This is a genomic window from Bradyrhizobium sp. SZCCHNR1017, assembly GCF_032381375.1.
In the GTDB taxonomy this organism is placed as follows: domain Bacteria; phylum Pseudomonadota; class Alphaproteobacteria; order Rhizobiales; family Xanthobacteraceae; genus Bradyrhizobium.
Window position 1 is genome coordinate 75,444 of the sequence record NZ_JAUHIR010000023.1, and the last position, 19,264, is coordinate 94,707.

12 protein-coding genes and 8 pseudogenes are annotated in these 19,264 nt (G+C 59.4%); 13 read left to right on the forward strand and 7 right to left on the reverse strand.

Annotated features, from left to right (window positions below):
- Positions 1 to 80 precede the first annotated feature (80 nt).
- Positions 81 to 1,037, reverse strand: coding sequence for an ArdC family protein (locus QW863_RS33495; RefSeq protein ID WP_315769913.1), 957 nt, complete (start codon positions 1,035 to 1,037; stop codon positions 81 to 83).
- 185 nt (positions 1,038 to 1,222) lie between these two features.
- On the opposite strand from QW863_RS33495, the gene QW863_RS33500 reads away from it, so the two are divergent.
- Both QW863_RS33500 and QW863_RS33505 read left to right on the forward strand, forming a co-directional pair.
- Positions 1,223 to 1,708, forward strand: coding sequence for a DUF3833 family protein (locus QW863_RS33500; RefSeq protein ID WP_315769914.1), 486 nt, complete (start codon positions 1,223 to 1,225; stop codon positions 1,706 to 1,708).
- 458 nt (positions 1,709 to 2,166) lie between these two features.
- Positions 2,167 to 2,554, forward strand: a pseudogene (locus QW863_RS33505) (Ku protein); the annotation flags it as partial.
- Between the two features lie 17 nt (positions 2,555 to 2,571).
- Here the strand turns inward: QW863_RS33505 and QW863_RS33510 are convergent.
- Together QW863_RS33510 and QW863_RS33515 are read right to left on the reverse strand one after the other, a co-directional pair.
- Positions 2,572 to 3,759, reverse strand: a pseudogene (locus QW863_RS33510) (IS3 family transposase).
- 63 nt (positions 3,760 to 3,822) lie between these two features.
- Positions 3,823 to 3,960, reverse strand: a pseudogene (locus tag QW863_RS33515) (integrase core domain-containing protein); the annotation flags it as partial.
- Between the two features lie 16 nt (positions 3,961 to 3,976).
- Between QW863_RS33515 and QW863_RS33520 the strand changes: the two are divergent.
- From QW863_RS33520 to QW863_RS33570, 11 genes and pseudogenes are all read left to right on the forward strand, one after another.
- A pseudogene (locus QW863_RS33520) lies at positions 3,977 to 4,714 on the forward strand (IS3 family transposase); the annotation flags it as partial.
- A gap of 395 nt (positions 4,715 to 5,109) precedes the next feature.
- A pseudogene (locus QW863_RS33525) lies at positions 5,110 to 5,614 on the forward strand (transposase); the annotation flags it as partial.
- 1,058 nt (positions 5,615 to 6,672) lie between these two features.
- Entirely contained in the window at positions 6,673 to 7,641 is a 969-nt protein-coding gene (locus QW863_RS33530) for an NAD-dependent epimerase/dehydratase family protein (RefSeq protein ID WP_315718576.1), read from the forward strand.
- A gap of 194 nt (positions 7,642 to 7,835) precedes the next feature.
- Positions 7,836 to 8,771 (forward strand): glycosyltransferase family 2 protein, encoded by a 936-nt coding sequence (locus tag QW863_RS33535; protein ID WP_315729396.1) that lies wholly within the window; start codon positions 7,836 to 7,838, stop codon positions 8,769 to 8,771.
- Between the two features lie 19 nt (positions 8,772 to 8,790).
- Entirely contained in the window at positions 8,791 to 9,867 is a 1,077-nt protein-coding gene (gene rfbB, locus QW863_RS33540; protein WP_315718574.1) for a dTDP-glucose 4,6-dehydratase, read from the forward strand.
- Positions 9,864 to 10,754: a dTDP-4-dehydrorhamnose reductase gene (gene rfbD / locus QW863_RS33545; RefSeq protein ID WP_315718573.1), complete on the forward strand. Its 891-nt coding sequence runs from the start codon at positions 9,864 to 9,866 to the stop codon at positions 10,752 to 10,754. Before rfbB ends, rfbD begins: the two co-directional genes overlap by 4 nt.
- Positions 10,751 to 11,635, forward strand: coding sequence for a glucose-1-phosphate thymidylyltransferase RfbA (gene rfbA / locus QW863_RS33550; RefSeq protein ID WP_315718572.1), 885 nt, complete (start codon positions 10,751 to 10,753; stop codon positions 11,633 to 11,635). Before rfbD ends, rfbA begins: the two co-directional genes overlap by 4 nt.
- 722 nt (positions 11,636 to 12,357) lie before the next feature.
- Positions 12,358 to 13,260 (forward strand): FkbM family methyltransferase, encoded by a 903-nt coding sequence (locus tag QW863_RS33555; protein ID WP_315718571.1) that lies wholly within the window; start codon positions 12,358 to 12,360, stop codon positions 13,258 to 13,260.
- Positions 13,257 to 13,964 (forward strand): class I SAM-dependent methyltransferase, encoded by a 708-nt coding sequence (locus tag QW863_RS33560; protein WP_315718570.1) that lies wholly within the window; start codon positions 13,257 to 13,259, stop codon positions 13,962 to 13,964. The genes QW863_RS33555 and QW863_RS33560 overlap by 4 nt, the downstream gene beginning before the upstream one ends.
- 14 nt (positions 13,965 to 13,978) lie before the next feature.
- Positions 13,979 to 14,554 (forward strand): dTDP-4-dehydrorhamnose 3,5-epimerase, encoded by a 576-nt coding sequence (gene rfbC / locus QW863_RS33565; RefSeq protein ID WP_315718569.1) that lies wholly within the window; start codon positions 13,979 to 13,981, stop codon positions 14,552 to 14,554.
- A gap of 472 nt (positions 14,555 to 15,026) precedes the next feature.
- Positions 15,027 to 15,739 (forward strand): annotated as a pseudogene (locus QW863_RS33570) (transposase); the annotation flags it as partial.
- 266 nt (positions 15,740 to 16,005) lie between these two features.
- Here QW863_RS33570 and QW863_RS33575 read toward each other — a convergent pair.
- From QW863_RS33575 to tnpA, 4 genes and pseudogenes are all read right to left on the reverse strand, one after another.
- Positions 16,006 to 17,351: pseudogene (locus QW863_RS33575) on the reverse strand (ISNCY family transposase).
- An 83-nt stretch (positions 17,352 to 17,434) separates the two neighbouring features.
- Positions 17,435 to 18,411 (reverse strand): annotated as a pseudogene (tnpC, locus tag QW863_RS33580) (IS66 family transposase); the annotation flags it as partial.
- Positions 18,412 to 18,461: 50 nt separating this feature from the next.
- Positions 18,462 to 18,815, reverse strand: a complete 354-nt coding sequence (gene tnpB, locus QW863_RS33585; RefSeq protein WP_315718568.1) for an IS66 family insertion sequence element accessory protein TnpB — start codon at positions 18,813 to 18,815, stop codon at positions 18,462 to 18,464.
- Complete coding sequence (gene tnpA, locus QW863_RS33590) at positions 18,809 to 19,231, reverse strand: IS66-like element accessory protein TnpA (RefSeq protein ID WP_315729395.1); 423 nt, start codon at positions 19,229 to 19,231, stop codon at positions 18,809 to 18,811. The genes tnpB and tnpA overlap by 7 nt, the downstream gene beginning before the upstream one ends.
- Between the last annotated feature and the right edge of the window lie 33 nt (positions 19,232 to 19,264).

Here is a 19,264-nt window from a genome sequence, read left to right on the forward strand (position 1 = left end):
AGCCTCTCTCTCAGGCCTGCAACCCGTCGCAGAGCACCTCTCGCCCTCTCCCTCTCCTCCGTTCGTTCAAACGATCGCGCTCAAGCCGCCGCGCAATCCGCTGCGGCCGGCCGAGAGAGGCCAACCCCGTTCGGCGCAAAGCCGAGGAGATAGTCGGCTACGCGGCTCGCCTGGCTTGCCGCCCGCACGATGGCGCGATTGTCCTCGCGCAGGACCTCAAGCCAGGCCCCGATATAGTCGACGTGCCGCACAGTTGGCACGATGCCGAGCGCGGCACAGCTGAAGGCCGCCGCGATCTCCGCGATGAGTTCTTCAAAGGCGTATTTGCCGCTGCCGAACCGTCCTGAGAGATCCCGGTTCAGCCGCGCGGGGTGACCACTCGCATGGGCGAGCTCATGCAAGGCCGTACGGTGCCAGTTGATCGGCTCGAAGAAAGCGGCAGGCGGTGGCACCTGCACGAAATCTTCGACAGGCGCATAGAAGGCCCGATCGCCGCCAATCCGGAAGTCGACGCCACTGTTCGCAATCAGCGTCTCCACCACCGGCTCGATCGTGCCCAGCGGCGGTGGCGGCACCGCGCTCGCGATGTCCGCTGGCAGAGCCGCGCACTGATCGGCGTTGAAGACGGTGAAGCGCTTCAGAAACGGAATTGCCTGCGCCTCATCGCCGGTCTCGCGGGCACGCTGCCGCTCATCGGACGGCACGAAACGATCGGCATAGACGACCGTAACACCACGCTCGCCCTTGCGCACATGGCCGCCGATGGACTGCGCCTGCCGGAACGTCAACCAGCTCTGGCCGGTAAACCCGCGCTCGATCACGGCCCCCCAGAGGATCAGCACGTTGATTCCCGAGTACGGCCGACCCGTGGTCGCATTCCGTGGCAACGCCAACTGAGCCTTCGCCGTCTGCGTCCCCCAGGGCTGGACCCACGGCACGCGGCCGCCCTCCAGCTCGCCGATGATCTTGCTCGTGATCTCCTCATAGAGGCTCGCCCGACCCTCGCTGGCGCGCGCTCCAACTCTCCGTCCCTGCATCGCGGATCTCCGCGACGGGCGCGGCGGAACTCTCTCGCCGCTTCCAACCCGTCACGGCCAACCCGGCCTGCACTCTTCCTCTAATATCGGCGGCGGCAAGCATTCGGAGACACTGATCGTGTTGAGCGAATGTGGCGGAACCTGCTATCCACTGCGGGGTTCGTTCCCATTCGAGGGAGCAGCCGATGTCCATCAAACAATTCGACGGCACCACGCCGATCTTCCTGCCGGAGCGCTTCTTCCATGGAAGGCTGGAAGGATGGGCCGTGCTTGAAAGCCTGATTGGCGGTCTCCTGAAGCGCGCGACGATCACGGCGGACGGCCAATGGGACGAGGCGAAGCAGGTCGTTCACTTCATCGAGACCTACCGCTTCGATGATGGACACGAGGACAACCTCCATTGGACGATCCAAAAGCTTGGCCCCGGCAAGTACAAGGGGTTAGAGCTACACCTCGACGGCGAGGCCGAAGGCGACCAGGCCGGTTGCGCATTCCATTGGCGTTACACGAGGGACACGCCGCAGTCTGGCGGCAAAACCACGAAGCTGAATTTTGTCGACTGGTTTTATCTTATCGACGACAACGCCTGTATCGTTCGCGGATCAGCCGGCCGCGCCGGGCTTCCATTCGCGACCGCCCATGTGACCTATCGAAAAATTGCCGGGCCATAGCGGCTTCCGTTCGCGCGACTCGCTTCGCTTCCATCTGCTCCCATAAGCGGGAGCTGCTGAAACACAGTGCAGCCGAAAGAAGGGCAGCCGCTCGATCGGATCTTTGCTCCGTAAATGGCCGAGCTCGCGCCGAAGCGGAGCGAAGGCAGAGAAGGCACCCGCAGGAGGGTCAGCATAGCGGCCGCCGCGCGAGCGGAGGGACCCGGGACCGAGTGCAGTCGCGAGACCGGTTAAAAAGGCACCCGCGCGAAGGCAGCATGCGGCGCCGCAGCAAAGCGGAGGCGGCCTTCGCGCGAGTGCCTCCGGCGAGCGACACAATAACCGGGTTTTAAGAGGGTAAAGCCTCTTCCTTCTCAATTGCCTTGAAGCCTATTCCCCTCTGCTCGCGGCGAGAGTCGGAACCCACCCCGTCCAAACGTCTTGAATCCGGACCGCTTCAACCCTGGAGTTCCGCGTAAATGGCCCCCCGCGCCAACTGGAAAGGCTTCCTGCGTCTGTTGCTCGTCACGTGCCCGGTAGCCCTCTACCCGGCCACGTTCGAGGAGATCGCTGGAGTCCACGCGCACGATCGAGATCGACGAGTTCGTGTACAAGGCCAACATCGACCCGCGCTATCTGATCCGCCCCTACTACCTGCGTCCCGACGGCAAAGTCGGCCATGATGCCTTCGCCGTGATCCGCGAGACGATTCGGGAGATGAACAAGGTCGCGATCGGCCGGATCGTTCTCACCAACCGCGAGCACATCATCGCGCTCGAACCGATGGACAAGGGCCTCGTCGGCACGCTGCTGCGCTATCCCTACGAAGTGCGATCCGAGCAGGAGTATTTCGAAGAGATCCAGGATGACCTTGCCCCCAAGTTTTATCCAGGTCTGAGTTCGTTCGGGCGGTTGGATGTGCTCATGTGGGCGGTGGTAGCGGCGGGAGCTGGCGCGGAGCCTTCGACACAGCGCAGCGCCAGATCCCGACGCGGATTGCAGGTGGAGGCGAACTCGGATGGCGTCCTCCATCCGAGTTGGGAGTGCGGCCGAGCGTCGTTATAGTCGGCCTGCCAGCATCGGAGCGACGCGGGCCTGAGTGAGCGAGGTGAACAGGGTCTCGTTCAGCAGTTCATCCCGCAGGCGCCCGTTGAAGCTCTCGATGAAGGCGTTCTGCATGGGTTTCCCCGGTGCGATGTAGTGCCAGGCGATGCGGCTCTGATCGGCCCATGTCAAGATGGCGTTGCTGGTGAGCTCACTGCCGTTGTCACTCACCACCATCCCGGGCTTGCCGCGCTCCGCGACCAGCCGATCCAGCTCCCGAGCGACCCGGGCGCCCGAGAGTGAGGTGTCGGCCACCAGCGCCAGGCACTCGCGGGTGCAGTCATCGACCACGGTCAGGATGCGGAAGCGCCGGCTATCGGTCATCTGATCCGACACAAAGTCGAGCGACCAGCGATCATTCGCGAGCAGCGGCACCTTCATCGGTGCTCGTGTGCCGAGGGCCCGCTTGCGGCCACCTCTACGGCGCACCGTGAGCCGTTCCTCCCGGTACAGCCGGAACAGCTTCTTGTGATTGACCAGGTAGCCCTCTCGCTTGAGCAGGACGTGCAGACGACGATAGCCGAAGCGGCGGCGCTCCTGGACGATCGTCCTCATGCGCTGCCGCAGTCCGGCATCATCGGCCCGGCTCGTCTGATATCTGACCGTCATGCGGCAACAGCCGATGGCTTTACACGCCCGCCGTTCGCTCATCCCGTGAACACCCATGAGATGTGCGACAGCTTTCCGCTTCGCAGCGGGCGTTACCACTTCTTTCCCAGGAGATCCTTCAGCGCTGCATTGTCCAGCATGGCGTCCGCCAGCAGCCGCTTGAGCCGCGTGTTCTCGTCCTCCAGCGTCTTCAGCCGCTTGGCCTCCGAGACGTCCATTCCGCCGAACTTGGCCTTCCACTTGTAAATGCTGGCGTCGCTCACGCCATGCTTGCGGCACAGATCGGCGACCGGAACGCCAGCCTCGTGCTCCTTCAAAATCCCGATGATCTGCTCTTCCGTAAAGCGGCTGCGCTTCATGCTCTGGTCCTCGTTGGGGCCAGAACGAACTTCAAGCTGGATTAAGCCCGAGGGGCAAGGTCAGAAGCTCTCGATGAAGGCGTTCTGCGTGGGCTTGCCCGGCGAGATGTAGTGCCATGCGACACGGCTCTGATCGGTCCATGTTAGGATGGCATTGCTCGTGAGCTCGCTGCCGTTGTCGCTCACCACCATCCTGGGCTTGCTGTGCTCGGCGACCAGCCGGGGCAACGTTTATTGTCTACCGCGCCCGGTCTCTTCAACTGACCTCGAGGTCATGCAGCAAATTGATCGGCTGCATCTGGAGTGCCCCTTCGCCGGTTCGCGTATGCTGCGAGGCCTGCTGGCTTTGCGGGGGTGCAAGATCCGCCGCCGACATGTGAAGACGCTGATGCGGCGAATGGGGATGGAGGCGCTCTATCGGCGTCCGCGCCCCACAAAGCCCGAGCCCGGCAACAAGATCTATCCGTATCTGCTGCGCGATCTGGAGATCACGCGGCCGAACCAGGTCTGGGCCATGGACATCACCTATATTCCGATGGCCCACGGCTTCGTCTATCTCGCCGCGGTGCTGGACTGGGCGACCCGTCGTGTCTTGTCCTGGCGGCTGTCGATCACGATGGAGGCAGCCTTCTGCGTCGAGACATTGGAGGATGCTCTCGCGCGTCATGGCAAGCCGGAAGTCTTCAACACCAACCAGGGCTCGCAGTTCACCCGCGTGGCCTTCACCGGCGTGCTCACCGACAACGGCATTGCGATGAGCATGGACGGGAAAGGAGCCTGGCGGGACGACGTGTTCGTCGAGAGGCTGCAGAAAAGCGTCAAATACGAAGAGGTCTACCTGTGAGCCTACGAAACCGTTGCTGAGGCGCGAAGCTCGATTGGGCGATATCTCAACTTTTACAATAGCCGCCGTCTGCATTCGAGCCTTGATGACCGTACCCCGGATCAAGCCTAATTCGATCTTCCTCCGCTCCGCACAGCGGCCTAACCCCGGCAGAGGCGTCACTTATCGACGTGCAAAACCTGTTCACACAACTGGGACTACGTCAAATCGCTTGCGACTATTCGCCATACGGTACATTTCGTTGGAGAAACTTCCTAGCCGCACTGCAGCCGCATTTCGGGAAGTCGCAATCAGGATCGCCGATTTCGCAGAGGTGTTGACACGAATCCTCCACTTTCGGAGGGCGAAGAATAACATTCTGAATCCAGATAGCTAATCTTGTCAGCGTAGCTAATCGCATACCTGAAAAAAACAATCAAAACTTTCGGAGCGAGGGAGGTCGATTGATCGAAAGATACTCTTACATCGACATTTTCGTATTTCAACCGCATCTGCTCCGGTCTTGGCTCGTCGCGGTCAGCGTCAACAGTGATGGAAGGCGCGAGGTCTTCGGTATCGACATTGGCCCGTCGAAGGCCGAGACGCAACGCGTTGGCACATGCCGGCAAGAGCGGGCGGCGCGTCGTCTCCGCCTTCATCGCCACAGCGTTCGCCCAGGACGATGCGGGCGCCCCGAGAGCGCAGTGGCGCAAGGTCGCCGACCAGCTCCGCCCCGAGCTGCCCAAGCTTTCCGGCTTCCTGGACGAGGCCGAGACCGACGTGCTCGCCTACATGACGTTCCCGACCCATCATCGCACCAAGCTGCACTCGACCAAGCCGATCGAACGCCTCAACGGCGAGATAGCGCCTCAACGGCGAGATCAAGCGGCGGACCGAGGTGGTCGGCATCGTCCCAAATAAGGATGCCATCGTCCGCCTCATCGTCGCGATCTCCTCAAGCAGAACAACGAGCGGGCCGTCCAGCGTGCCCGCTACACGACACTGGAAACCATCGCGCCGTTGAGCGATGAACAACCGTTAGCCTTCGGGCTATCGCCGTTTTTGCCGGCATATTCGGTGCCCCCGTCAGCACCGCGCCAGCGGACGCGATCGAGCTGAGCGGCACCTGAATGTCACAGTCCTGGTGATGCTTACCTCTAACGAGATTCTTAATGGTTGAATTTCAGCTATAAGGAGGTAATATTCGGTAGCGTGCAAGGGTTGGGGCCATTATGAGAGAGCGCAAGCTGACGCCTCGGGAGGTGATTGCCAGGTCGTATCCCAGTTGGGATTTCGACATGGCTGACCGGCTAATTGCCTGGTTAGAGCACTGCGGCTACGAAATTTTACCCAAGCAAGAGCTTTGCAGTGAGGGTGTCTCTGCGCCTCGGAGCAATCAGTCGGGGTAGCGGCGCCATCGGCTTGGGTTGCGAGGCTTCCACCGCGATCAGCCTGGCGACGGGATCAGTCGTGGGCGGTTCAAGTCAATGTTGATTTGGGTTCGCTGGCGTCTTCTGGTTGCTGTCAATTAAGGGTTCAAAACTAAGAAGACGCCCGCCGCTATGCGGGGCAATTATTTAGTGGTTCTCGGCTTTCTGCAGTCGTCGGTTGCGGTTGCTACTCTAGAATGCTATGCACGTCCTGATTGAAGCGGATTAGGTTGCTTACGTGTCCCAAGGGCCGACGAAGTGCGGTGGTGCGGATAATAAACCGGTCATATTCTGCAGGCGCCAAGCCTCTGGCCTGACCGTGTGAGAAGAGAGAATCAATTTCTCTCATTTCCAGCTTCTCTTATGTAATCGCGGATGGTATCGGCATGGTATTCAGTACTCCTAGAAATTGCCGTGTCGCTCGGATGCCTAGAGAGAGTTGTCTTGCGGAACTTCGCCAACAACAGACAGTTTCGAGGATGGTGCTGCTCTAAGAAACCACCGCACGTCCGGCCGTCGAGTCTTCGTTCAAATGTCTGATGCGCGCCTCGATCTTCCGGAGCGCGGCCTATCTGAGCCAGCTTCCTAATCAAGGAAGCCTTGTATGCCGGGTTGAATTTCTGCGGTGGTTGCACTCCGTAACACTAATGGTAGAGCTTCGTGAGCAAGCCGATTGCTTTAGTCACTGGATCCAACGGATTTATCGGAAGCGCCTTGATTCGCGCTCTCGATAACGCGGGATGGTCAGTACGTCGGGCGGTCCGAGTGGCAACTGGCCAGGCCGGCGAGGTTGTAGTTGGCTCGATTGGTCGAGCAACTGTCTGGGAAGATTCCGTAAAAGGCGCGGACGCGGTCATTCACCTCGCGGCTCGGGTCCATGACAATGCCGGGAACAAGCTGGAAGAGTCCTACCGGGAGGTCAACACGGCGGGAACACTTTCGCTGGCCGCGGCCGCGGCCAATCTCGGCGTTCGCGACTTCATTTTCGTCAGCACTGTCCTTGTTCATGGAAGAGCGAACATGGGCGCGCCATTGCGTGAGGCGGATCCGCCGTTACCCGACACTGCGTATGCCGCTTCCAAACTCGCGGCCGAACAAGGACTCAGAGGTCTGGGAAGCTCTATGCGGATCACCGTCGTTCGGCCGCCACTGGTCTATGGTCAAGGCGCCCGCGGCAATTTCGCACTGCTACAAAAAGCAGTGCTTGCAGGAATTCCGCTTCCGCTTGCCGACATAGACAACCGACGTGCCTTTGTTTCGCGAGACAATCTGGTCTCATTCGTCCTCCATCGGCTCTGCAATTCTGGCGCTGCTTTTGATACTTTTTTCGTCGCTGACGACGAGCAAGTATCGACTTCAGAGTTCGTCAAGCGGCTCGCCAGAGCTGCCGGCAAAAGTGAGAGGATGTTCAGTTTGCCCCCATCCGTACTCCGCCTCTTGCTTAAGGCAAGCGGCCGCGGAGGGACCATCGGTAGCTTAACGGGTTCGTTGGAGCTAGATATTGCCAAGGTATACCAAGCCGGATGGCGGCCCGTCGAAACTCTAGATGAGGGCCTTCGGCGTTCGTTCTTGACGTGCGCGCCCGATGCGCCGACCTCCCCTCTTAGGACCATGAGGCGAGTAGCTTAGCGTGTGAGTTGTTTCTGAGAGCTGCCGTTGGCAGGAATGGTCGCGCTGTTCACAATTGCGAGCTAGAACTCTCGCAGTCCGGCCGCCACAGCATCTTTGGCGGCCTAGCTGGGGAGAATAGCCCGCTAGTTGGACAAAACAGAAAGAATTGCGACGCAAGCGATGCGATGACGAACCGGACCGCGCGATCGAAAATGAATTATGCTTCGTCTTTGCCCACACGGCGTGTCGCAATACTGCTGGGGACTTGGAATGGAGCCTCCTATCTGCTCCAACAGCTAGACTCCTACGCTAGGCAGACCCACAGCGACTGGTGCCTCTACGTCTCGGACGACGGGTCTAAGGACGGCAGCCTAGATGTGGTCCAGCATTTCAGATCTAGGGTGTCGCAACCCGTCGAGGTGGTCGTCGGGCCTCAACGTGGATTCGCTGCGAACTACCTTAGCCTTGTCAAAAATCCGACTGTTCAAGGCGACTATTTTGCGTTCAGTGATCAAGACGACATTTGGCACTCAGACAAGCTTGAGCGCGCTTTGGCTTGGCTGGAGAAGATCCCTGACGTAGTGCCAGGACTTTATTGCTCACGTACCGACCTCGTCGATGCTTTTGGTGCGCCACTGGGGCGCTCATCGCTGTACACACGTCCACCAAGCTTTCAGAATGCGCTGGTTGAGAACATTGGCGGCGCTAACACCATGGTGTTCAATCGGGCCACGAAACAGCTATTAGAGCAAGTCGAGGGTGACATTGTATCACATGACTGGACCGCGTACCAACTCGTGACGGCCGTCGGAGGACAGATCTGGTATGACTCGAACCCGAGCCTTTGCTACCGTCAGCATACGTCAAACGCGGTCGGGTCGAACCGAGACTTGTCGGCGCGCCTGCGGAGGATCCAAATGCTGTTCGCCGGACGGTTTGCTCAATGGACTGAGATCAACATCAGTATACTTCGCAAATTTCTGCCCCAGATGACACCAGAAAGCCAAAGAAGCTTACAGTTCTTTATGAAAGCGAGAGCCGGCGTGCTGCCGTCTCGGATCTACAACTTGAAGAGGTCGGGGGCTTATCGCCAGACAGTTCTCGGTAACCTTGGTCTTGTGATAGCCGCAATGTTCAGAAGGCTTTGAAAGATGGGGGATTGCGACGATGACGGAGAGTGGGTGCCGTCCCATTTTGGTCACTGGCGGTGCAGGTTTTATCGGTGCGAACTTCGTACTTGACTGGTGCGCGTCGGTTGGTTCGCACGTGGTCACCCTCGACAAGCTGACCTATGCCGGCAATATAAACAATCTGATGGGGCTACACGGGAATCCGGAGCATGCCTTTGTTCACGGCGATATCGGCGATGCCGATCTAGTTAGATCGCTGCTGGCTCGCGTGAAGCCAAGCGCAATCGTGAACTTCGCCGCCGAGTCGCACGTTGACCGGTCCATTCATGGCCCTGAAGATTTCATCACCACGAATATCGAGGGTACGTTTCGTCTGCTTGAATGCACCCGGGAATATTGGCTCCAGCTCCCCGCTCACGAGCAAGACAGTTTCCGATTCCTGCACGTGTCTACAGATGAGGTGTATGGCTCGCTCACTCCGACCTGCGCGCCATTTAGCGAAGCCAGTCCTTATATGCCTAACAGCCCCTATTCAGCGTCCAAGGCGGCGTCCGACCACTTAGTAAGGGCCTGGCACCACACGTATGGGCTGCCCACCTTAGTTACGAACTGTTCAAACAACTATGGACCGTACCAATTTCCGGAGAAGCTAATCCCACTGGTGATTGATCGAGCTCTTAAAGGCCAGCCGCTTCCGCTTTACGGTGATGGTCAGCAGGTGCGTGATTGGCTCTATGTAGGCGACCACTGCAGCGCGCTTCGCCACGTATTGGCCGCAAGCCAACCTGGAGAGACCTATAATGTGGGGGGAGGTAACGAGAAAACTAATCTTGAGGTTGTGAACGCAATCTGCATGATCCTCGACGGCATAAGGCCGCGCTCGGATGGGAGATCCTATGCTGAACAAATACAATTTGTGAAAGATCGACCCGGTCACGACCGACGTTATGCCATAGACGCAGGAAAGATCAGGCGTGATCTTGATTGGCGGCCGAAGGAGACCTTCGAGACAGGAATAGCCAAGACCGTTGGCTGGTATCTCAACAATGCGAGCTGGGTCTCGGACGTAACAAGCGGCAGCTATAGAGATTGGGTTAAGAAGCACTACGCATGAGACTCCTGGTCTTCGGGAAGAATGGACAAGTCGGTACGGAGCTGCAGCGCATATTGCCCGCGAATCGCAATGTTACGCTCGCTGGCCGAAGCGATGCGGACTTCTCCCGGCCAGATTCTGTGCGAGCTTTCTTGGCGGATCGATCGCCGGACGTCATTATTAACGCCGCCGCCTATACCAATGTCGATCGAGCGGAAGACGAGCCGGAGCAAGCGCGCGCCATCAATGTGGACGCTGTCTGTGCTCTTGCGGAGTTTGCTCGCTCACGAGGTATTTGGTTAATCCACTACTCTACCGACTATGTATTCGATGGGGTTTCCTCTTCGCCCTATGTGGAGATGAGCAAGACTAACCCGCTCGGCGTGTACGGACTCACAAAACGCCAAGGCGAGATTGCGATCGAACACTCAGGATGTCAGCACCTGATCTTTCGGACGACTTGGCTTCATGCGCCTCATGGTGTCAATTTCATTAGAACTATCCTGCAGTTGGCGCGGGTTCGCGATCACCTAAGGATCGTCGCTGACCAGATTGGGTCACCGACTGGCGCTGACATTGTTGCCAACGTGACCGCCCGCGCTCTGGAGCATATCCTTGCGCGGGAGGTGCGATCAGGCATCTATCACCTCTCCTGCACAGGCGCGACTACCTGGTATGGCTATGCGCGCTACCTCTTAGAGGTGGCGAGCAGGTGCGGCGAAAAGCTCGCCTGTAGCCCCGAAGCGGTTGTGCCCATAACATCGGCGGACTATGGCTCGCGTGCTCGCCGCCCCCTCAACTCAAGGCTAGATAGTACTAAGCTGATCCAGCAGTTTGGGGTATCGTTGCCGGATTGGCGGGCAGGCGTCGAGCGCACCGTCCACGCATTGATTGAGAAAATGAAATGACGCGCAAAGGCATAGTACTTGCGGGTGGGTCTGGCACCCGCCTTCATCCGGCGACCTTATCCGTTTCCAAGCAGTTGCTTCCTGTCTACGACAAGCCAATGATCTATTATCCGTTGACGACCCTCATGTTGGGCGGATTGCGCGAGATCTTGATCATCTCCACGCCGGAAGATACGCCCCGCTTTCAGCGGCTCTTGGGTGACGGTCACCAATGGGGCATCAATCTCGCCTATGCGGTGCAGCCGTCTCCCGACGGGTTGGCTCAGGCGTTCTTAATCGCCCATGACTTCTTAGCCGGGCACCCGTGCGCCATGGTGCTCGGCGATAACATTTTTTTTGGCCACAGCTTCGATCAACTGTTAGCGCGAGCCGATGCATGTAGTGAAGGGGCGACGATCTTCGCATATCACGTCCAAGACCCTCAACGCTATGGTGTCGCGGAATTCAATTCAGAAGGTCGAGTGGTGAACATCGAGGAGAAGCCGGAGCGACCTCGGTCCTCATACGCGGTCACCGGCTTGTACTATTATGACCATACGGTGGTCGAGCGGGCATTGTCTCTCAAACCCTCGGCACGTGGCGAGCTGGAGATCACCGACCTCAACCAGTCATATCTTCGGGACGGGCAGCTCAGACTGGAGGTCATGCGTCGTGGATACGCTTGGCTTGACACAGGCACACATGACTCGCTGCTCGAAGCAGGCCAGTTCATCGCGACCTTGGAGAAGCGTCAGGGATTTAAAGTAGCTTGCCCTGAGGAGATAGCCTGGCGCAAGTCGTGGATCAACGATGAGCAGTTGCTCGCGCTGGCTGCGCCATTGGGGAAAAGCGGCTACGGACACTATCTCGAAAACCTGACCCGGGAACCAACGCTGAAATAGACAAGTGGTTTGTCCAACATACAGTGCTGTCTATTCAACGTGTCCCCTTCAACTACACTCGCCACTATCAATGAGCAGAGCTGCGTGGTCCTTTTTCGGAGCTCCAGCGTGCATCAGCGCCGTTTGGTTGAGACAGCCGCTTCCTCAACATAGAAATGCGATCCGGTGCTGCGCCGCCGCTCCAGTTGGAGCCGCGCCATATGTGGGGAATTGCATCTGCTTCACGGATGGAGGTGACCGATGGCGGCCGCCTAGCAGTCGTCCTGCATAGCCCGGCTTGAGGATCGGCAAGAATCAGCTATCGAGACTTGCCGTTGCCGAATGTTCCGTGAGGGGGCGGGGCCGTGCCGTAAATGGCCTCAGATTGACTTCCCCAAGATCGCCGCCGATGCTTGCTCGGAACAGTTGTGGGGTGGTAAACGTGAAATCTTCTTGGGAGCCGGACGAGTATGAACTACCCCGACTTTACGAACGCGCTTCGCCGCGAGATTGTCTCTAACATTCGGAACAATTATCACGACAATTGGGACGGCGCCGAGCGCGGTCCGGAGCCTCCGCCGGACGGCTATCCCGCCCTACGAGCCCTTGTCGCACCACTGCGACGGTGGGCAGAAAGGTTCGGAGCGGCGTATCGAAGGCTTCTAAAGCCAATATTGAGCGACATACGGCGCTACTTCCAACCAGCTCGGCCCTACCTAATCCGGACGCACGGCGTTGAGCCGATGCAGTACCTATTCGACAGGCTCGAGGATCAGGCCTCGCGCGATCTTCTGGTTAAACTGGCGGCTTTCCGCCTAATGGGGCATCGCCGCGTCAAACTGCCCCGCAATAATGATGAGTTCTGGCAGAACGAAAATCGCATTGCTACGCTGCCGGCGGTCGCGGACCCTGTGCAGGTCGAATTCATGAATCTTGCGCTGACGCCCCGTGATCTAGGTCCCATCGGATACGACGCACGACTATTTGGTACAGCCCGCGGCATTGCGATGGTCTACCTGCAGCGGCAGTACGACCTGGAACGTCTCGGGGGGATTTGCAGGGTCGTGCCCGGCGACGTCGTCCTCGACGCGGGAGGGTGTTGGGGAGACACCGCTGTGTATTTTGCCGAGCGGACAGGACCTAGCGGTAAGGTTGTGGTATTTGAATTCATCCCGAGCAATCTGGTCATGCTGCGCCGGAACCTCGACCTCAATCCTCAGCTAAAAGACCGAGTCACGGTGGTCGACCGCCCCCTCTGGAGCGTTCCGGGCCAGGAGCTGTTCTACGTCGATTGGGGCCCTGGAAGCCGCGTCAGTTTCAACAAATTGCGCGAGGACTTCCCCGATACGAAAACGTGCACTACCACGATCGACAACTTCGTTGATCAGTCTGGGCTTGAGCGCGTCGACTTCATCAAGATGGACATCGAGGGCGCCGAGCCATATGCTCTACGGGGTGCGGAGCGCACAATCCGAAAGCACCGCCCCAAATTGGCCGTCAGCCTCTACCACAGCATCGATGACTTCAATTCGATACCACGCGTCATCGACGGCTTCGACCTCGGCTATCGCTTCTATCTAGAGCATCATACGATCTATGAGAATGAGACAGTTCTATTCTGCATTCCGGAAGGCCGCGCTGGATGAAAAAATGGAATTTCGAGAACACGAAGGATACACCGCTCGGCCGCGTGACCGAAGAAGCTGCTGCCCGATTTGAGACTCTTGGCTATTCTCCGGCTGACTTCTATGAACAGTGGCCTTGCTTTCTCGGCGCCAAGCAGATCGGCCGCTTTATGTCGATGCACGACTGCTATATGCGAACGCTCGGCCTCGCGGGTCACATGGCTGAGGTCGGAGTCTATCGCGGTGGGATGACGATGTTTTTGGCAAAGCTCAGCTTGCTGTATGAACCTCACGCAACGACCCAGGTGCACGGCTTCGATCTGTTCGACATGGACCTCCCCCGGATCGATGACGGACCGCAGTATATCGAACCCTATGAGCGCATCCGCGAAATGATCGAAGTGCAGGGCTTGCAGCGATATGCCATTCTGCATCAGATGAATGTGGTTACGAAGCTGAGAGACTTCTTCACCGAGTATCCTCATCTGCAGTTCAAGCTTGTCTTCCTCGACGCCGGAGTCTACGACGTTGTCACTACATGCATCCGTGAGTTCTGGCCGCGCCTTTCCAATCGCGGGATAATGGTTTTCGACCAATACAACCACGAGGCTGCACCCGAAGAAACCAGGGCCATTAGGGACTCATTACCCGCTGAGGCCATTATTCGTAGTTTCCCAAATGGATGGATGCCGACTGCCTATGTCGTGAAGGGAGAGCGCGCTTAGGGCGGAAACGAAGAATGAAAGCCACCCGCCTAGCCATTCCTGATGTCGTACTGCTCGAGCCGACCGTCTTTGATGACGTTCGGGGAGGATTTTTCGAGAGCTTCAATAAGCGGGACTTTATGCGCCTGGTGGGGGTGAGTACTGAGTTCGTCCAGGACAACCATTCGATCAGCGGTAAGAACGTTTTGCGCGGACTTCACTACCAGGTGCCCCCGCACGCGCAAGGTAAACTGGTTCGTGTAGTTCGTGGTGCGATCTTCGATGTCGCCGTTGATCTCCGTAAAGACTCTTCTAGCTATGGCCGTTGGGTCAGTCAGCAATTGAGCGCTGAGAACCGGCGGCAGATCTGGATCCCGCCCGGTTTCGCCCACGGCTTCCTTGCAATAGAAGACGGCACAGAGGTTCTGTACAAGACTACAGCGTACTATGATCAATCCAGCGAGCGTGTAATCCCTTGGAATGATCCCCGCCTCGGCATTCATTGGCCGACGCGCGCACCGATCCTGTCTCAGAAGGACGCCGCTGCTACAACGGAGGATCAGCCCGAAGACAATCTTGGCAGTGCTTCCTCTCGAACGATGGGAGACTGAATCCAGCCCGCCGAATCGGCGAGAGGCGGCCCTCTTGGAACTTTCTGTCAGTCCGGCCGTTGCGTGCTCGATCAGCGTTCCGAAGGTGAGAGTCTCCATGCCCTTAAATGTCTTTTTTGCTTACATCGCGATCCGCGAACTCTTTAACCAGCGTGACGCCGAGATCTGGGACGACTGTTGGCGCGGCAAAAATCGATGGGCGTCCTGACGCAAAGAGCCAGAAGGGGCCTCGTTACCTCCGGGCGAGATCGTTCCGGAATGGTGGCGACATCGAGCGGAATCAGCGGTCTGGTTCTCAACGTCGTCAAGGATTGACTGCTTGAACTCGAAAGCGGGCGAGCGGGGCGGGAAGCTTGCTGCTGCAACTGGACTTGATTGTCCTCGACAGCGGCCGTGACGTGCCCCCGCCAATTAGGCCAGTCTGAGCTGGAATTTTCCAATTATGATCCCCGGTCGGGGAGAGGAGAGTTCCATCAAAGCATCGAAGTTTTCCGAGGCGCACATTGCGTTCGTTCTCAAGCAGGCCGAAGGGCGGTGCGGCGGTTGCCGAGGTATGCCGCAAGGCCGGGATCAGCCAGGCGACGTATTTCAATTAGAAGAAGAAGTATGCGGGCCTGATGCCCTCGGAGATGAAGCGGCTGCGCCAGCTCGAAGAGGAAAATGCCAAGCTGAAGCGGATCGTCGCCGACCTGTCCCTGGACAAGGCGATGCTTTAGGATGTGCTCTCAAAAAAGCTCTGAGGCCTGGCCGCAAGCGCGAGCTTGTCGACAAGGTGCGACATGACTGGAAGGTCTCGGTCAGGCGGGCCTGTTCGACGCTTCGGATCGATCGCGCACTTTACGTCTACAAGTCGGAGCGCGGCGACCAGGCCGTTCTCAAAGGCCGGATCAAGGAGATCTGCGAAACGCGTGTGCGATACGGCCCCCGCCGGGTTCATGTCCTGCTGCAGCGTGACGGCTGGACCGTCAACGTCAAACGCGTCTACCGCCTGTATCGGGAGTTAGGCCTGCAACTGCGCAACAAAACGCCGAGGCGCCGTGTGAAGGCCAAGCTGCGGGACGACAGGACGGAAGCGCGCCAGATAAACGAGACCTGGGCGATGGACTTCGTTCACGACCGGCTCGCTACCGGTCGCAAGATCCCAAGATCCGAGTGCTCACCATTGTGGACATCTTCAGTCGGTTCTCGACAGCCTGCGCGGCGACGATCAGGATGAGAACTCGTATTGCCTCACCCAAGTTGTTCCCGAGCCGATTTTCGTTTTTTCCTGTCAAGTGACGCGATGCCGCGCATCGCGCAATTGTCCTTTCCGGCATGGCAGCCCGATGGCGGCGCGCGCGGGCGCCGTCAAGGTTGGCCGTCGGATCGACCTGGAGGCTGGCGCCGAAGTCGACAGGCCACACCTTGACGGTGACGAGCACGACGCCACGCTCGGTCCATCCGGATGGACTTTAGGTTTGCAAACCTACGGCTGATGTTGGCTCCGGACGCTGTGCGTCTGCGGGAGCAGCTTCGGAGGCTCCCGGATCTCGCCCGAACACGAGTTCATGTGCCATGGCGCTACGCCAGATCTTCAGGCGCCGTTGCACTGTGCGTACAAGCCCGTCCGGATATTCTCCGGGGTGCTCGGCCTGCAATCGGTCGAGCAACTGACGACCGGACAAGGACGGATCGGCGTCGAACCAGGAATGCAGATCATTGGTCACAGCGACGAGAGGGTCGGGACGGCGCCGGCCGCGCTTTGCTTTCAGCTTCGGCTGAGATGTCGAACGAATCTCCCCACCTAGCCAGGCGGTGCGCAGCCCGGCGACGAAGCTGTCGAGCGGCACCGTCGGCCCCGACCTCGAGGTCGCGATCGACGCGTTGTCCGCCACGTCCGCGAGCGTAACAAGTGCTCGTTGCGTGCTGCGTATCTCTGCCAATAGCCGGATCGGATCGAGATCGGCACGAGGCTCGGCAATCCGCTCGCGCGATACGGCGTCCACACGACCATCAGTGAGCAGTCGGTCCCACGGCGTCAGCGGCTTGTGATAGCGCTTCTTCACCTGGGCGCCGTTGCGCGTCTTCTCAGCGAGCTTGAAGCACGGCTGGAAGGCATTCACGAACAGTCGAGCCGGCGCGTAGAGCTTCGCGAGTTGTTCGGCTGCCGCGATCCCTTCGTATCGGCGATATCCGACCATTCGCCGAACGGTGTCGCCGTTCTTCTGCTCAACGTGCGCCTGATCGTTCTTACGATACGGCCGACATCGCGTGAACTCGATCTTCTCAGTCGCGCAGTAGTCACGCACTGTCTCGTTGATGAACACTGTATCGTTGTCGGTGTCGAATCCCAGCAACGGGAATGGAAGTCTACGGCGGACCTCGCGAGTACATCCACCAGCACGGTCTGCTCGCGCTGTGGTCGCAGCGCTCGATCAATCGTGGCCGCGCTCACCCGCAAGAGAGATGTACGTACTTGGGCGGTGAGCGTTAGATGGCCGTGGCGCTCTATCGCCTCGATCAGTGTCGGTATGATCGCCTTCAAGCGCTTGCCGCATACTCGGTCCGACGCTTCCCAAAGCACAATCAGCGCCCCGCGCTCGGCTTCGCCGTAGATGCGCCGTGACGGCCGTGGTGCCTCACGGTTGCTTTGGGCCGGACCGGCACGCAATACGCGCATTGCGTGCTTCCGGTGCTAACCTGCCGCAGCGGCAAACTCGTCGATGATCCTCTTCTTGTCAGCCCGATTGCTTCCTCTGTAGCGTTCGCTCACCGCTGCCAGCAACTCGTCCCTTGTCGCCATGCTGATCCGCCTCATTCGGCCCTCCGCCCGGCTCCCGGCGCGGGAGCAACTCAAGGGAGGCAACAGTCATGATTCGGGAACTTTCTGGCGAGGCAATGTGCCTCGCGCTCGATCTTCACAAATTGACGCCGCAGATGCGACCAGCAGAAGGCGAGCGTGCCGGACAGCGCGTCCGCACGCGTCTCCCGGGTCATGGTCTTGTAGGCCTCATAACCATCGCAGTGGATGATGCCGCGATAGCCTCCGAGCAGTCTCAAGCCATAAACTGCGCCGCGGCCCGGTGCATAGGCATAAACGCCCCGGGCGGATCAGGTCCGGCCCAAGGCCTGTCATCGCGCGACAGCGCCCAGAAGTAGCCGGTCTTGGTCCGGCCGCGCCCGGGATCCAGCACCGGCGCCGGGGTCTCATCGACGCAGAGCTTCGGAGAGGCGAGCAGAAGCTCGCGCAGGCGATGTCACAGAGGCTTCAGCTCCTGGGCGGCGTAGCCGATCCAGAATGCGAGCGTGGAACGGTCGAGCGATATGCCGTGGGTCGCCAGCATCTGCGCCTGGCGGTGAAGCGGCAAATGCCAGTGATACTTTGCGTCAATGACATGCGCGACCAGCCGCTCGGCCGGCAGTCCTCCCTTGATAAATCGTTCCGGCGCGGCGTGCTGAAGGACGACGCCATGGCAGACGCGGCAGGCCAGCTTGGGCCGGCGGGTGACGATGACGCGATATTGCGCCGGTACGACGTCCAGCCTCTGGCTCTCATCGTGACCGATCTCAATGAGATCGCCTTCGCAGGACGGGTACCAGGTTGCAGCGCGCTTCAAGGTCTCGACGATGCGCGGCAAATGCTCCGGCAACTGACCGCGATTGGCCCTGCGCGCGGCAGCTCTCCTCTCGCGGGTTCTGGGATTGGCGCGATCCTCGGCAGCTTCGTCCGCGTCCAGCTTTTCCGAGGAGCGACCGAACTGAGCATCCTTCGCAAGCTTGAGAAACCGCTCGATCCGGGCGCAGCGGTCCAGCAGAGCCGCGGCAAAGGCGCGCAGCTCGGCCGGATCGCTCGGCAGCTCATCAGGCAAATCACTCATTGCCCCAAGTCTGCCATGCTTCGCGCTCCGATGCAGCGAAGATTTCTATCTTACGCAAGTGCTTTCGGCTGCGGGATTCGAGGCGCGTGCATGCGCGTCCAATCCATGCCGGCCAGAAGCGCCGCCAACTGCGTGCTGTTCATCCGCATGACGCCGTCCACGACTGGCGGCCACTTGAAGGCGCTGCCCTCGAGCCGCTTCCAAGACAGTACAAGGCCACTGCCGTCCCAGACGACGATCTTCACCCGATCGGCGCGCTTCGCACGGAAAACCACCGCCACGCCCTTCATCGGATCTTGGCCCAGCGTCTCCTTCGCCAGCAGGGCCAGACCATCCGCGGCCTTCCGGAAGTCGACAGGTCGGGTGGCAACATAGATCATGAGGCCCGCAGGCGCCGTCAGCATGAACACATCCGGCGCAATGCCACAAACACATCGCTCAGCACTGCAAGCCCAGGCGCTCCGCGCACCTCCACCCGTGCCCCCAGGAACTCAACCGTAACAACGACAGCCTCCGCCGATCCGGAGGGCTCCGCAGCCGCCGGTGGCGGCGATTCCGACACCAAAGGTACGAACGACGATGTCTCCGCCGAAGCCGGCAGCACCAGTTGCCCCAATCGCGCCCGGCGCCGCCAGTTATGCACCTGTTGGGAGCGGCAGCCGTGGCGGCGGGCGATATCCGTTACAACCGCGCCTGGCTCAAGGCTCTCCGCGGCGATCTGCGCCTTCAAATCATCAGGCCAACGCTTCCGACCCGCGCCAGCATACACTTCGATACGGGGCGGCAAAGGTCGTCTCATGTCGTCAGAATGGTCGTCCATTGTGAGCTTCCCTTCCAGAAGATGACTCTTCTA